This is a genomic window from Campylobacter concisus (assembly GCF_050447485.1).
GTDB classification, from domain to species: Bacteria; Campylobacterota; Campylobacteria; order Campylobacterales; family Campylobacteraceae; genus Campylobacter_A; species Campylobacter_A concisus_BQ.
This window is the reverse complement of record NZ_JALMFY010000001.1, coordinates 574,560-589,644: the sequence shown is the minus strand read 5'-3', so window position 1 is coordinate 589,644 and position 15,085 is coordinate 574,560. Positions and strand designations below refer to the sequence as shown.

Below are 15,085 nucleotides of genomic sequence, written 5' to 3'. Positions count from 1 at the left end.
CTTATCTACCAAGGACGGCTTCGATCTTTTTCATTACATCATCAGCTTCGCTATTTTTCTTATCCAGATCCTCTTCTAGGCGCATGATTTGGTTGGTTTTTGCCTCATTTTGTGCTTTTAATGTTACGATCTCGTTACGTAGCTCTTCATTTACTCTGCAAACTTCATCGTATTTTGTGATGAGGTCATTTACTTTATCGCTTAGTGTGGTTAAGATCGCATTATCTTCAAACATAAAGGTTCCTTTAAAATAATAATTAAAGCCGTATTCTAACACGCAGAGGCTAAATTCTTTTTAAAATTCTCATTTGACAAAGCACTATCTTTGCTATAAAATTCGCCCAAATTTAAAGGCAAACAATGAGTAAATTTGAAATTTCATCTAAATTTAGCCCAAGCAGCGACCAAGCAAGAGCTATAAAAGAGATAGTAAAAAGTATAAAATCAGGCAATAAATATCAAACACTTCTGGGCGTTACAGGATCTGGCAAGACCTTCACCATGGCAAATGTCATACGTGAGCTAAATATGCCAACGCTCATCATGACACATAACAAATCCCTTGCCGCTCAGCTTTATAGTGAGTTTAAGGGCTTTTTCCCAAAAAATCACGTTGAGTACTTCATAAGCTACTACGATTATTACCAGCCAGAGGCCTATATCCCGCGAAGCGACCTATATATAGAAAAGGATAGCTCGGTAAATGAGGAGCTTGAGCGCCTGCGTCTCTCTGCGACGGCTAGTTTGCTAAGCTTTGATGACGTCATTTGCGTCGCCTCAGTCTCTGCAAACTACGGCCTTGGTAATCCAAGCGAGTATAAAGGGATGGTGGCATATCTTAGCGTGGGCGAGAAGATAAGCCAAAGAAAGCTTTTAGAGCAGCTCGTGGATATGGGCTATAAGCGCAATGACAACTACTTTGACAGGGGCGACTTTCGTGTAAATGGCGATGTGGTGGATATTTATCCGGCTTATTACAACGATGAAGCCCTAAGGGTCGAGTTTTTCGGAGATGAGATCGATGCGATGTATCATTTTGACGTGCTTGATAACAAAAGGCTAAAGGATATCTCTAAATTTACACTTTACGCCACTAGCCAGTTCATCGTGGGCGCTGATAGGCTAAAGATCGCGATGAAGGAGATCGAAGAGGAGCTTGACGTGCGTTTGAAAGAATTTAACGAGCAGGGCAAGCTTGTTGAAGCTCAGAGGCTAAAGCAAAGGGTGGAATTTGACCTTGAGATGATGGCGAGCACTGGCATGTGTAAAGGTATCGAAAACTACGCGCGACATCTGACCGGTCAAAAGGCTGGAGAGACGCCATACTCGATGTTTGACTACTTTGAGATAAGTGGCGAGGACTATCTGGTCATCGTCGATGAGAGCCACGTGAGTTTGCCGCAGTTTAGGGGCATGTATGCGGGTGATAGGAGCCGTAAAGAGGTGCTTGTGGAGCATGGATTTCGTTTGCCATCAGCACTTGACAACAGGCCGCTTAAATTTGACGAGTTTATAAGCAAAAAGGCGAAATTTCTCTTTGTCTCAGCCACGCCAAACGAGTATGAGCTTGGTATCAGCCAGGGCCACGTCTATGAGCAAATTTTGCGACCTACGGGGCTGCTTGATCCGATCATCGAGATAAAAGATAGTGACAATCAAGTAGAGGCGCTATTTGACGAGGCAAAGGCGGTGATCGCTAGAGGTGAGCGTGTGCTTGTCACGGTGCTAACTAAAAAGATGGCTGAGGAGCTAAGCCGCTACTACATCGAGCTTGGCGTCAAGGTCAAGTATATGCACTCAGACATCGACGCGATCGAGCGAAATGAGATCATTAGAGGTCTTAGAAGCGGCGAATTTGATATGCTAATAGGCATAAATTTGCTCCGTGAGGGGCTTGATCTGCCTGAAGTGAGCCTGATAGCTATAATGGACGCTGATAAAGAGGGCTTTTTACGCTCTACGACGAGCCTTATACAGACGATGGGGCGAGCGGCTAGAAATGTAAATGGCAAGGTGCTAATGTTTGCCAAAAAGATAACCAACTCGATGAAAGAGGCGATCGATACGACGACTGCTAGGCGTAAATTTCAAGATGAATACAACAAAGCTCACGGCATCACGCCACACTCTGCAAGCAGAAATATCGAAGAGAGCTTACATGTCGAAGATGATGGTGAAATTTACAAGCGTGGTAAAAATTTAGAGAAGATGCCAGCTAGCGAGCGGGCTGCGATAGTAAAAGAGCTAAGAAAGCAGATGCTTGAAGCGGCGGCGCAGCTGGAGTTTGAGAAGGCAGCGGCACTAAGAGATGAAATAGCAAAGATGAGAAAGCTTTAAAAGACAAGCCCTTTTTGTTTTATACTGCGTTGGATATCGCTTCAAACTTCGGTCACGTATGATATATACGCTCCCTTGTTTTTGCTTATCCGCCTTGTCTGAAACAAAAATTTTCTTGTCTTTATGGATTAAAGTTACTAGATGGGCTAGATTTTATTATTTTATTTTGCCAAATTCTAAACTACACAACATTTAAATCTATCACAAAATACTGCCATTTTTCAGTCCATCATTCGTATCGTAAAATTTTGCCTTGTCTCCTCGTAGCGAAGTCTCGTTGTGAGCAGGGCGAAGCAAAAAACAAAAATTTTCTTGTCTTGATGGCTTAAATTTTTACGAGCTGAACTTATATGTTCTATCTTCGGTCGAAAATTTCTTTGTTTCTGCTTGCAGTTGCGAACTTGCGAAGTAAAACATTTAAGATCATTACAAGATACTTTGCCCTTATATTTGGTTGTAAAATTTTAAAATTTACTGACTATCTAAATCTACTACAAAATACCGCCGACCTAAGCACCATGACTTGGCTTTTTATATCTTTAAATTTAGTCTTGCTACCTCTTTGCAAAAAAGCAAAAAACTTATTCTCTTTGGCAAGTTTTGCCTAAATTTCAGATCACATCAAATTTCACCTACCAAGCAAATTTAAAGCCCAAAAAGTAAAATTTACAAAATCAGCGCTATGGGTGAGAAATTTGACTGCGTCTATCGTTGCTCTACATTGTTGGCAAGCTATTTTTATAAATTTATATCTTGCTAACCGGCTTTAAAAAGTAGCTAGAAACCGCGCAGATGAGCGAAACTGCGGCGATAAAGTAAAATGAGTGCGTTAGGCTAAAGATGTCAGCGATCTTGCCGATGACCGTTGCAAATATACCGCCGATTGTTATGCTAAGACCAAGCGTTACGCCAGAGGCTAGGCCGATTTGATTTGGCAGATAAAGCTGTGCAAGGGCGATAGAGGGGCTAAAAGATAGGCTGATGCAGGCACTCACGCACATGGAGGCCGCGAGAAATAGCGCGTAGCTGTCGATAAAGAGCATTAGCACGACTAGCGGTGCGGCGATGCTTAGGCTTATTTTGATGAGCCTAACTAGGCCGTATCTATCAGCTAGAGCTCCGCCAAATAGCGTAGAGATCGCACCTGCAGCAAAAAACATACTTAAATTTACATTTGCAGCCTCTTTACTAAGATCAAAAATTTTGATGAGGTAGATGCTAAAAAATGCCGCAAAGCCAAAAGCGACGATAGAGCGTGAAAATATACACAGACAAAGCCTCAAAAACGCGCCCAGATCGTCTTTTAGAGCGCTTGTTTTTTGTGAAATTTGCTTTTTGTGATTGCCTTCTAGCGCTTTTATAAATTTGCCCTTTTTAAGGTATAAAAGTGTTAGAAAAATTTGAGGGATGATAAAGACTAGCGTCCCTTTTAGGCCAAAATTTCCCACAAAAACGGCGACTAAAATGGGCCCAACTGCAAAGCCGACGTTGCCTCCAAATGAAAATATACTTATGCTTTTGGCTCTATTTTTGGCGTTTGAGGCGTAGTTTACGATCCTTGCGGCACTTGGGTGAAAGAGTGCGGCACCGATACCGCTTATCATCACGCAAACCAAGATGAGGTAGTAGTTTGTCACAAAGCCAGTGAGGCTCATGCCCCCGCCTGCAAGCAGTAGCCCAAGCGGGATGACGTAGGGCAGCTCTTTTTTGTCGCTTAGGCGGCCGATAAGCGGTTGGATGAGCGAGCTTGCTAAATTTGTGGCGGTCACGAGCGAGGCAGCTGTTGCGTAGTCGTAGTGGTAGCTTGCGATGAAAAAGGGTAGCATCGCGCCAAGGGCACTTTGGTTTATGTCGCTACAAAAGTGCCCAAGCCCCATTAGATACTTTAAATTTTCCGCCTTTTTCATCTAAAATAGCCCTTTTAAAAGCCCCTTTAAATTTTGCTTGTCGCTGCTAGAGTCGCTATCTTTGCCGCCTAGTTTTTTGTCTAAAAATCTACCTATCTCCTTTTTGACCTTATTTTCAAGATATTGCGATCTGACGTCGTATTTTAGCTTGTCTGTCGTGCCTGAAATTTGCACGTTTAGATCGGTCTTTTCTAGCCTGCAAACAAGCGGCGCATTAAGCATTTTTGTCGCAGTATTATAAGTGCCGCCCGTAACCTTTATATCGCTCTTTGGCGAGCTTAAATTTACGTTAAAAACAACGTTATCACCCTTTATGTCGCCGTAAATTTTACCGTCTTTGTAAATTTCTTTTGTGATGTCCTTACCGGTGAAGGTTTTTATGTTGTTTGTGAGATTTGTGTTGGCTAGGTGGCCCTCTTTTAGCAAGATGTCAAATTTGCCGAGCTTTTGCTTTGCCTCGTAGTCAAATTTAGCATCGCCGTTGCCATCATAAAGATGCTCTAGCCCCAAAGTCTGCGTTAGGCCCTTGACTTCGAAGTTTTTTAGCACCGCATCAAGCAAGCCACCTTTGTAGTTTGCCTCTAGTTTACCCTTAAATAGATCATCTGAAGTGGCTTTTACGCTTAGATCATCCACTTTGCCCTCTGCCGTTACGAGGGCTGCAAATTTACCGTGAAGCTCGCGGCCAGCTAAAAACGCAAGCTTATTTAACTCCGAAACCACCGCTTGAAGCTTTAAGCTTAGCGTGCTTTTACCCACGTCAAAACTGCCATCTATGCCCTTTATATCAGCTAGTGAGCTAAGAAAGTCGCCATTAAATTTCGCTACGTCGCCTTTGTAGTCTAGACTTAAATTTGAGCTAAATTTCTCATTTTCAGGGAATTTTTTATCAAGCATTTTGCTAAGCGCTGCGGCGTTAAATTTACCCTCATTTAAAGCGATCGTTGCGGCGACGCTTGGGCTTTTACTAAAGATATTTTGCCCCTTTGCCTGGACATTTGCCTTGGCATTTGCCAGCCTATCGTTGCCGCTAAGCGCTAAGATCTCTCCCAGCTGCGCCTCTTTTAAGGCTAGCTCAAGATTTTCATTTTTTATGGTGGCGTTTAGCTTGCCAGCAAAGGCATCACCGCCTAAATTTAGCTCATCTATCTTGCTCTCTTTAACCTTCACATCGCCCGCAAGCGCCATCTTTGAGCCCACCTCAAAGCCACTGACCGCTTTAAATTTCTCAGGGTCGCTAATGAGCAGGGCAAATTTGCTAAAAATTTGGCTGTTTTTTAGGTCATAAACGCCCTTGACATCCTTTAGCTCGCCAAGGTCGCTAAGCACATTTGCGTCAAAATTTACAAGCTCGCCCTTTGCGACAGCATCACCTTTTAGTTCAAATTTAGCCGCATTTTTAAGCTTTGCAAGACCATTATTTATAAGGCCGTTTTTTATCTCAAATTTAGCCTCGCCTGCAAGCTTTTTTAGCTCGTCAAAGTCGCTAAAATTTGCATTTAAATTTATCTGCCCATCTGCGTAGTTTGGCTGCAAGGCAAGTGCTAAAAGCTCTTTTAGCTTGATGCTAGCTGCATTTAGGGCTAAGTTTTTACTATCAAAATTTGCATTTATCTTTCCGCCAAGGCCATTTATCTCAGCTTTTAAGTTTTTAAGGACATTTTTTTGCATCGTAATTTCGCCGTTTGCATCCACTGCGCCACTTAGCTGCTCGCCTAAGAGCTTGCCAAAAAGCGCAAGATCAGGCACATTTAGCGAAAAGTCGCTCTTTAAATTTTTACTAGCTAGATCATAGGTCGTCTCGTTTGCTTTTAAAGTGGCTTCTGGTGCGATGATAAGGGTTTTTGCGCTCACTTTTTCATTTGCAAATTTAGCATTTACACCGCCTTTAAAGCTTATATCTTTTGCTAAATTTAGTCCAAATTCGTTTTTAAGAATTTCTTTGTTTATCACTGCATCGCTTGCTAAAATTTGAGCGTTAATGATAGGCTTATTTTTCTCATCAACCTCTTGCATATTGCTCGTTAGATCAAGCTTGCCACTAGTTAAATTTGGCTTTTGCACAAGAGCTGAGATCTCAGAAAGCTCGATATTTTTAGCGTCAAGATTTAGAGCTTTTGGTAGGTAGTCTTTTAAATTTGCGTTTAAATTTATATTTGAGCCAAGCGCCGTGCCAGTTGCTACTACCTTAAAATCACTAAATTTACCAGCTACGTTTGCTTTAAGCGCGACGTCCTTTTTTAGTCCAAGCTCGCTAGCCTTTACCTTGTCGGCGTTTATATCTATATTTAAATTCATACTTTGAGCAAGCAAGGAGAGCTCGCCATTTGCCTTTAAATTTATGGCGTTCATCACGGTCGCTTCTAAATTTAAGGTGCTAAAACCTAGGCTAAAATCTTTAAATTTGAGATCAATACCACGAGCGAGTGCCTCTTTTTCGATCTTGCCAGCGATAAAATTACTCCCAAATGGGCTAAATAAAAGGCCAAAAATACAAACCACTATGAGCACAAGCGCGCCAACTATGTAAGCTACTTTTTTCATAAAATTCCTTTATATTAGTTTTATATATCATAAAACTTTAGTCACTTAGACTAAAGTTTTTAATAAAATTCACTATAAATTATTGACTTTTTCAGAAAAAAATGCTAGCATTTCATCACTCAAAAATAAAGAGTGCTAAAAAAGACAATTAAACTAAAAGGATGAACAATGAACTTTCAACCATTAGGCAAGCGTGTCCTAGTCGAACGCGTAGAAGAGACAAAGACGACAGCTTCGGGCATAATTATACCTGATAACGCAAAAGAAAAACCTTTAAGCGGCGAGGTAAAAGCAGTTGGCGCTGAAGCTGAGGGCGTAAAAGTTGGCGAAAAAGTAGTATTTGCTAAATACGCTGGTACTGAGGTAAATTTGGATGATAAAACATATCTTGTTTTAAACATCGACGACGTTTTAGGCGTGATTAAATAATTTAAAAAGGAAAGACAATGGCAAAAGAAATTTTTTACTCTGATGATGCAAGAAACCGCCTATATGAGGGCGTAAAAAAACTAAATGACGCTGTGAAAGTGACAATGGGACCAAGAGGCAGGAATGTCCTTATCCAAAAGAGCTTTGGCGCTCCAAACATCACAAAAGACGGCGTTAGCGTGGCTAAAGAAGTTGAGTTAAAAGATACTATCGAAAACATGGGTGCAAGCCTAGTTAGAGAAGTAGCAAGCAAGACAAACGACCAAGCAGGCGACGGCACTACAACAGCAACTGTGCTAGCTCACGCAATATTTAAAGAGGGTCTTAGAAACGTAACTGCTGGCGCAAATCCTATCGAAGTAAAACGCGGCATGGATAAAGAAGTGGCAGCTCTTATAGATGCACTAAAAAACATCTCTAAAAAAGTTTCTGGCTCAAAAGAGATCGCGCAGATCGCTACTATCTCTGCAAACTCAGACGAGAGCATCGGCAAACTTATCGCTGATGCGATGGAGAAAGTCGGCAAAGATGGCGTCATAACAGTAGAAGAGGCAAAGTCTATCCAAGACGAGCTAAGTGTCGTTGAGGGTATGCAGTTTGACCGCGGATATCTAAGCCCATACTTCATCACAAACCCTGAAAAGATGCAAGTTGAGCTAAGCAATCCATTTATATTGCTATTTGACAAGAAGATCACAAATTTAAAAGATTTGTTACCAGTGCTTGAGCAGGTACAAAAGAGTGGCAAACCACTTCTAATCATCGCTGAAGATATCGAGGGCGAGGCACTTGCAACGCTTGTTGTAAATAAACTTCGTGGCGTGCTAAACATCTCAGCTGTAAAAGCTCCTGGCTTTGGCGACAGAAGAAAAGCGATGCTTGAAGATATCGCTATCTTAACAGGTGGCGAGGTTATTAGCGAAGAGTTAGGCAGAACACTTGAGAGTGCTAGTATAAACGATCTTGGACAAGCTTCAAGTGTAGTTATCGACAAAGACAACACAACTATCGTAAATGGTGCAGGCGAGAAGTCAGCAATAGACGCTAGAATCACTCAGATCAAAGCACAAATCGCTGAGACTACAAGCGACTATGATAAAGAAAAACTTCAAGAGCGCCTTGCAAAACTAAGTGGCGGCGTGGCAGTTATCAAAGTAGGTGCTGCGACTGAGACTGAGATGAAGGAGAAAAAAGACCGCGTAGATGACGCTCTAAGCGCTACTCGTGCAGCTGTAGAAGAGGGCATCGTAGTAGGCGGTGGTTCAGCTCTTATCCTCGCTTCAAAGAGCGTAAATTTAAATTTACAAGGCGATGAGGCAATCGGTGCTGAGATCGTTAGAAGAGCGCTTCGTGCTCCACTTCGTCAAATCGCTGAGAACGCTGGCTTTGACGCAGGCGTAGTAGCAAATGCAGTTGAGACAAGCAAAGATGCAAATTTTGGCTTTAACGCTGCAACCGGCGAATATGTAAATATGTTTGAAGCTGGTATCATCGACCCAGTTAAGGTTGAGAGAGTTGCGCTTCAAAATGCTGTTAGCGTGGCTAGCTTGCTACTAACGACTGAAGCAACTATCAGCGAGATAAAAGAAGAAAAAGCAATGCCTGCAATGCCTGACATGGGCGGAATGGGTGGCATGGGCGGCATGATGTAGTAGCCCTTTTCGAGCTAGAGCTTTTCTAGCTCGAATTTAAATTTTAATCTCACTAAATTTATAAAACTATTTACTCCTTTTTAAATTTATTCTTGTATCATTTTTGCATTCTTTCAGGGAGAATTTACAATGAAATATGATGAAATTTTTAGAGAATACGACATCCGCGGCATTTATGAAAAGGACTTGACAGAAGATAGCGTCAAGGCTATAGGGCTCGCTTTAGGCAAGAAATTTAACGAATTTGGCGTGAAAACTTTAAGCGTTGGCTTTGACGCAAGGCTTAGTGCTAGCACGCTTTTTAGGTATCTGTTAAGTGGCCTAAACAAGGCTGGTGGCTTTAAAATTTACAACATCGGCTTGCTACCAACTCCTGTTGGCTACTTTAGCGTTTATGCAGATTATTTTGACGCAAACATCATGATCACGGGCTCTCATAATCCAAAAGATTATAACGGCTTTAAGATCACCATTAAAAAAGATAGTTTCTTTGGTAAAGATCTGCAAATTTTAAAAGATAAGGTGAATGAGATAATCGCCTCAAATTTAGAGATCGCAGACGATGAGAGCTGTGAGAAATTTAATATCTTAGAAAAATACGTTGAGTTTTTTGTAAAAGAATTTAGTGAGCTTAAAAATTTCAAAAAGCCTTTTGTCATCGACTGCGCAAATGGCGCTGTTGGCGTGAGCTTGGTGCCTATCGTCAAGGCACTTGGGCTAAATGCGAAAATTTTATATGAAGATCCAGACGGAAATTTCCCAAATCACCACCCAGACCCAAGCGAAAAAGAGAATTTAAAAGAGATATTTTCACTCATCGAAAAAAAAGAATTTGACCTTGGATTTGGCTTTGACGGAGATGGTGACAGGATCGCCGTGATAACTCCAAAAAGAGATATAAAAGGCGATGAGCTAGCCTATCTTTATGCGCTAAATATGAAACATCCAAAGGTGCTTGGTGAGGTAAAATGCTCACAAAATATGTATGATGAGATCGCAAAAATCGGCGAAGTTTTCATGGGTAAGACCGGGCATAGCAACATTAAAAAGATGATGAAAGAGCTAAACGTAGATCTCGCGGCTGAAGTGAGCGGTCATATATTCTTTAAAGAGCGCTATTTTGGCTTTGACGATGCGCTTTATGCGATGATGAGGGTACTTGAGCTAGTTCATAAAGGCTTTGACCTTGACGGAGAGCTCGATAAGATGCCACTTGTCTTTAGCACCGATGAGATCAAGATAAAGACGACTGACGAGGCTAAATTTAAGATAGTAGCCAAGCTAAAAGAGTGCGTGAAAAACGAGAGCTGCTACCTGCCAAAGATAAAAAATATCATCGACATTGATGGCATTAGGATTCAGTTTGAAAATGGCTGGGCGCTAGTGCGTGCGTCAAATACAACGCCGATCATTGTTACTAGATTTGAAGCTAAGAGCAAGGAATTTTTAGAAGAGATCGAGCAAAAAGTGACAAAATTGCTAAAGAGCTTGATGTAGCCAATAAAAGCATTTTGGGTTAAATTTACTCCAAAATGCTTTTCAAATTTTTATTTAAACATCCAACTTATCTGGCTTTTGCTGGTTTCTTTTCGGGCAGTTCCGCATACATGCCACGCAACAATTCTCCAATCAAATTCGCATCCTCAAATTTCTCGAATACATGCATTAACGTCTTTGAGTCATTATAAGGATAACGTAGTTCTGAGTCTGCAAGAAGTCTGTCCGATGTCGGCGTTCTCTTTAAAAACAGTTCATTATTACAAATGTCACCTATCAGTTTACCGTTAAAATATACAAGGTATCCACCCATCATGGATTTTATGACAATATCGCCGAATTTAGAAAATCTATCGCGAACATATTCATTAAATTCATTCACTATGATCACTCACTTTGAATTTAGAGTTTGCCGCCTTCGACGACTAGAGATTCAGGATTTACGCTGTCGCCATAGATTGGTTTTAACGTTGCATCATAGTCTTTGTGGAAGAAATTTTCTTTTCCAAGCTCGATGATCTCGTTATTTAGCCACTCAAGCAAGGCTTTGTTGACTTTTTTGACAGCTGGAGCTATCACATCCACATCACCAAGCGCTTCAACGCCTACGACAAAGCCAGGAGTCTCTTTCGCCCAGGCAAAAAGTAGGGCGTTATCATGCGCTAGAGCCGCACCTCTTTTATCAACCAAAGCTGCGAAAGTTTCGGTGTTTTGATCGTATTTTAAAAGCTTGATATCAGGATAATTTTTTGTAAAAAATGCGTCTGCGGTTGTGCCTTTGTTGACGATTAGTGTTTTATCTTTTAGCTCATCGACGCTCTTTATCACAGCGCCCTCAGGACTAACGATGCCAAGAGAGACCTTCATATATGGAAGTGCAAAATCAACAACTTGCGCACGCTCAGGCGTCTTTGTGAAATTTGCAAGCGTGATATCGACCTTGTCAGCTGTGAGCACTTCAACCCTGCCAGCAGCCTCGACTAGCTCAAATTTGACCTTGCTCTCATCGCCAAGCAAGTCTTTTGCGATGCGTTTTGCAAAATAGATGTCATAGCCTTGGTTTTTGCCGTCTTTATCGACGTAGCCAAATGGCGGTTTGTCACTGAAAACGCCTATCCTTACATATCCACGCTCTTTGATCTTCGCGATAGCGTCAGTTTGATTTGAAGCGGCCGCTTTGTCCGCACCTTTGTCATCACCACAACCCGTTAGAAAGACGGTAGCGACTAATGCTAATAAGAAAAATTTAAATTTTCTCACTCTTTCTCCTTTAGAAAATTTAGTAAATAAGAGCGGTTAAATCTCGCTCTAAACGCATTTTGAAAACAGGCAAATTATCTCTTATTTTTTCTAAAATGAGAATAAATTTAGAAATTTCTTTGCTCGCTCGCTTTTTGGATTAGTAAAAAACTCCTCTGGCTCGCTGATCTCCACGATCGCTCCAGCGTCCATAAATACGATCTTATTTGCAACTGCTCTTGCAAAGCTCATCTCGTGAGTGACTATTAACATCGTCATGCCATCTTTGGCTAAATTTAGTATCACATCAAGCACTTCTCTAACGATCTCTGGATCAAGTGCTGCCGTAACCTCGTCAAATAGCATGATCTCAGGGTTTAAACAAAGGCTTCTTACTATCGCTATGCGCTGCTTTTGACCGCCGCTTAGCTCCTTTGGATAGGCAAATTTCTTATCAAGTAGCCCAACCTTGCTTAGCCACATATCAGCCGTCTTTTCAGCCTCGGCCCTATCTCTTTTTTGCACCTTTAAAGGCCCAAGAAGGACGTTATCGATGACGTTCATATGGTCAAAGAGCTCGTAGCTTTGAAAGACCATACCGACCTTTTGGCGGATCCTTTGCCACTCTTTAAATTTAGCGTCTATCACTTCGCTATCTATGATGATCTCGCCGCTTGCTATGCTCTCAAGGCCGTTTATGCACCTAAGAGTTGTGCTCTTGCCACAGCCTGATGGTCCAAGAAGCACGACCACTTCGCCGCTTTTAACCTCTAAATTTATATCTTTTAAGGCGTGAAGCTCTCCATAAAATTTATTTATTTTTTTAAGTTCTAAGATATTTTCGCTCATTTTAGCTCCATTTTTCTTCTAGTTTTTTTGATAGTTTTGAGACTGGATAGCAGATCGCAAAATATAAAAAGAATATGAGCGTGTATATCCAAAATGGCGCCATAGGATTTGTAAATACATTTCGCTCGATGATCTGCTGGCCGACTTTGACTACCTCGACAACGCCGATTAGAACGACGATAGAGGTTGTTTTTATCATACGGCTTAGTAAATTTACAGCTCCAGGCACCAGCCTTCTTGTAGCAAGCGGGATGATGACATAAAAGTAAATTTGAAATTTGCTAAGTCCAAGTGAAGCGGCTGACTCAAACTGGTGCTTTGGTATCGAGGTGATCGCTCCTCGCACGATATCCATCATCTCAAAAACGCCCCAAAGGCTAAAGACTATGAGCGAGGCGGTAAATGCCGAGATATGCAGTCCAAAAGCCTTGCTAACGCCAAAATAAAATAAAAATAGCCAGACGATCTGAGGCATGATACGCACGATCTCGAGGCAAATTTTTAAAACAAAATAGATAAATTTGTTTTTCATACTCATCAAAACGCCAAGTATGAGTCCGCCGATGACAGAGATGATGATAGAGATGAGTGAAATTTCAGTGCTTACTACAAGACCTTCAAGCAGTCTTAGTAAATTTTGCGTGTCAAATAAAATACTAACTCCTTGCATTTCTCACCCTTTTTTCGACGTAGCTAAGCGCCAGCGAGACTGGCAAGATGATGACAAGATAGCTAATAACCAGCATAAAAAGCGCCTCATCTGTCTTGTAGTAAAGTCCGATGAGATCTTTTGCGACATAGACTAGATCAGCAAGCGCTACGATGCTAACGATGCTGGTTTCTTTTAGTAAAAATATGACGTTTGCGCTGATGCTTGGAAGTGCCACGCTAAAGGCTTGTGGCAAGATGACATATCTTAAGAGCTGGTTTTTGCTAAGTGCGATACTAAGTCCTGCTTCTATCTGCGACCTTCTAACCGCCTCAAAGCCAAGCCTAAAGCTCTCGCTCATATAGCTGCCACCAAGAAAGCTAAGCCCTGCAACCGCACAGGTAAAGCCGCTCATCGACACCCCAAGCTTTGGCAGGCCGTAGTATAAAAAGAAGAGCTGGATAAGAAGCGGCGTGTTTCTTGAAAGCTCAACGTAGCAATCAACTAGTTTTGCGAGAAATTTTAGCTTGTAAAATTTCACAGCCATACAAAAAATGCCTATCAAAATAGAAAAAACGATCCCCAAAAAGGCGATCTGACAGGTGAGCACCCCAGCTTTTACAAAAAGGGGGTAAAATTTCTCAATAAACTCAAAATCCATAAACATTAATCCAATCTGAAAAATGGAGATATTTTATCCCATAATCATAAATTTAAAACTAATTAGATATGATCACGCTTTAAATTTAAGCTTACAAAAAGGATAAAATTTGATCGATCTTTTTCAGATCATCGGTTTTTTAGGGATGATTTGCATCGTGATGGGCTACTTTTTGCTTCAGATCGGCCGCCTAAATAGCCGCGATCTAGCCTATCAGATAATAAATTTAGCAGGCGCTATACTACTCATCATCTCGCTTTTTGTGCATTTTAATCTCGGTTCATTTTTGATAGAGGTCTTTTGGATAATCATTACGATTTATGGAATTTATAAAATTTACAAGGAGAGAGCGTGAGAGCGTATGCAGAGTGGGAAGAGCAGGAGCTTTTGTTTTTATCGCTGCCACATAGTAAGAGCGACTGGGAGCCTTATTTAGAGGAGATTTTGGCGGGCTATGAGGAGCTTGTGGCTGCTGTTACGCCCTTTGAAAAGGTGGTGCTCATCTGCCCTGATGAGGCAAATTTTGCTAGGTTTAAGAAATTTAAAAATGTAGAGTTTGTTAAGCTAGATACTGACGATACTTGGATCAGAGACTACGGTATGATCGACGTTTGCACCAAAGACGGTGTAAAGAGCTATGACTTTAAATTTAACGCTTGGGGCGGTAAATTTAAGAGCTCAAAAGATGATGCGATAAATTTAGAGCTATCTAAAATTTATAAAACTAAGCTTGAGCCTGTTGATATGATACTAGAGGGCGGAAGCGTCGAGTTTAACGGAGATAGCGTGCTTTTAACCACCACAAAATGCCTACTAAATGAAAATAGAAACAAAGCACTTAGCAAAGAGCAGATTGAGGAGAAGCTTAAAAATTTATTTGGTCTAAAGCGTATCATCTGGCTTGAAAATGGCTTTATAAAAGGCGATGACACAGATAGTCACATCGATACTTTAGCGCGTTTTATCACGCCTGATACTATCGCTTACGCAGCTTGCGATGACAAGAGCGATGAGCACTTTGATGAGCTAAAAAGGATGGAGGATGAGCTTAAAAAAACTGGCTTTAAGCTACTTGCTCTGCCACTTCCTAAGCCTAAATTTTATGATGGTAAAAGGCTTGGCTGTACCTATGCAAACTTTATCTTTATAAATGGTGCGCTAATCGTGCCAACATATAACGACGAGAACGATGAAAAGGTGCTAAATTTACTTGCCCAAGCACTGCCAGGTAGAAAGATCATCGGTGTAAATTCGCTAGTTTTTGTTCGTCAAAATGGCTCGCTTCACTGCTCAAGCCAAAATAGATACAAGAGGGCTTAGC

Annotated in this window: 14 protein-coding genes; 6 read left to right on the top strand and 8 right to left on the bottom strand. The window is 41.3% G+C overall.

Annotated elements, in window-relative coordinates; genetic code table 11:
* Position 1 precedes the first annotated feature (1 nt).
* A complete protein-coding gene (locus MTT29_RS03010) occupies positions 2-235 on the bottom strand; it encodes a hypothetical protein (protein ID WP_002940382.1) in 234 nt (77 codons plus the stop codon).
* A gap of 125 nt (positions 236-360) precedes the next feature.
* Between MTT29_RS03010 and uvrB the strand changes: the two genes are divergently transcribed.
* Positions 361-2,337 (top strand): excinuclease ABC subunit UvrB, encoded by a 1,977-nt coding sequence (uvrB, locus tag MTT29_RS03005; RefSeq protein ID WP_429799720.1) that lies wholly within the window; start codon positions 361-363, stop codon positions 2,335-2,337.
* Positions 2,338-3,083: 746 nt separating this feature from the next.
* Here the strand turns inward: uvrB and MTT29_RS03000 are convergent.
* Positions 3,084-4,244: an MFS transporter gene (locus MTT29_RS03000; RefSeq protein ID WP_429799719.1), complete on the bottom strand. Its 1,161-nt coding sequence runs from the start codon at positions 4,242-4,244 to the stop codon at positions 3,084-3,086.
* A complete protein-coding gene (locus tag MTT29_RS02995; RefSeq protein WP_429799718.1) occupies positions 4,245-6,788 on the bottom strand; it encodes a tryptophanyl-tRNA synthetase in 2,544 nt (847 codons plus the stop codon).
* Between the two features lie 168 nt (positions 6,789-6,956).
* Here MTT29_RS02995 and groES point away from each other — a divergent pair, with 168 nt between their 5' ends.
* From groES to MTT29_RS02980, 3 genes are all read left to right on the top strand, one after another.
* Complete coding sequence (groES, locus tag MTT29_RS02990; RefSeq protein WP_002940431.1) at positions 6,957-7,217, top strand: co-chaperone GroES; 261 nt, start codon at positions 6,957-6,959, stop codon at positions 7,215-7,217.
* Between the two features lie 17 nt (positions 7,218-7,234).
* Positions 7,235-8,869: a chaperonin GroEL gene (gene groL, locus MTT29_RS02985; protein WP_021085219.1), complete on the top strand. Its 1,635-nt coding sequence runs from the start codon at positions 7,235-7,237 to the stop codon at positions 8,867-8,869.
* A gap of 129 nt (positions 8,870-8,998) precedes the next feature.
* On the top strand, positions 8,999-10,366 hold the full coding sequence (locus MTT29_RS02980) for a phosphomannomutase/phosphoglucomutase (protein ID WP_429799717.1): 1,368 nt from the start codon (positions 8,999-9,001) through the stop codon (positions 10,364-10,366).
* A 67-nt stretch (positions 10,367-10,433) separates the two neighbouring features.
* On the opposite strand, the gene MTT29_RS02975 is transcribed toward MTT29_RS02980, so the two are convergent.
* The 5 genes from MTT29_RS02975 to MTT29_RS02955 form a co-directional block, all read right to left on the bottom strand.
* Positions 10,434-10,748, bottom strand: coding sequence for a TfoX/Sxy family protein (locus MTT29_RS02975; protein ID WP_429799716.1), 315 nt, complete (start codon positions 10,746-10,748; stop codon positions 10,434-10,436).
* Positions 10,749-10,768: 20 nt separating this feature from the next.
* The gene (locus MTT29_RS02970; protein WP_429799715.1) at positions 10,769-11,626 is read right to left on the bottom strand and encodes a transporter substrate-binding domain-containing protein; all 858 of its coding nucleotides are present in this window, start codon (positions 11,624-11,626) and stop codon (positions 10,769-10,771) included.
* 90 nt (positions 11,627-11,716) lie between these two features.
* Positions 11,717-12,454, bottom strand: a complete 738-nt coding sequence (locus tag MTT29_RS02965) for an amino acid ABC transporter ATP-binding protein (RefSeq protein ID WP_429799714.1) — start codon at positions 12,452-12,454, stop codon at positions 11,717-11,719.
* Between the two features lies 1 nt (position 12,455).
* Positions 12,456-13,124 carry an amino acid ABC transporter permease gene (locus tag MTT29_RS02960; RefSeq protein ID WP_103585793.1) on the bottom strand — a complete coding sequence of 223 codons (669 nt, stop codon included), beginning with the start codon at positions 13,122-13,124 and terminating at the stop codon, positions 12,456-12,458.
* On the bottom strand, positions 13,111-13,764 hold the full coding sequence (locus tag MTT29_RS02955) for an amino acid ABC transporter permease (RefSeq protein ID WP_429799713.1): 654 nt from the start codon (positions 13,762-13,764) through the stop codon (positions 13,111-13,113). The genes MTT29_RS02960 and MTT29_RS02955 overlap by 14 nt, the downstream gene beginning before the upstream one ends.
* Positions 13,765-13,873: 109 nt before the next feature.
* On the opposite strand from MTT29_RS02955, the gene MTT29_RS02950 reads away from it, so the two are divergent.
* A complete protein-coding gene (locus tag MTT29_RS02950; RefSeq protein ID WP_429799712.1) occupies positions 13,874-14,119 on the top strand; it encodes a CBU_0592 family membrane protein in 246 nt (81 codons plus the stop codon).
* A complete protein-coding gene (locus MTT29_RS02945; RefSeq protein WP_429799711.1) occupies positions 14,116-15,084 on the top strand; it encodes an agmatine deiminase family protein in 969 nt (322 codons plus the stop codon). Before MTT29_RS02950 ends, MTT29_RS02945 begins: the two co-directional genes overlap by 4 nt.
* Position 15,085 lies beyond the last annotated feature (1 nt).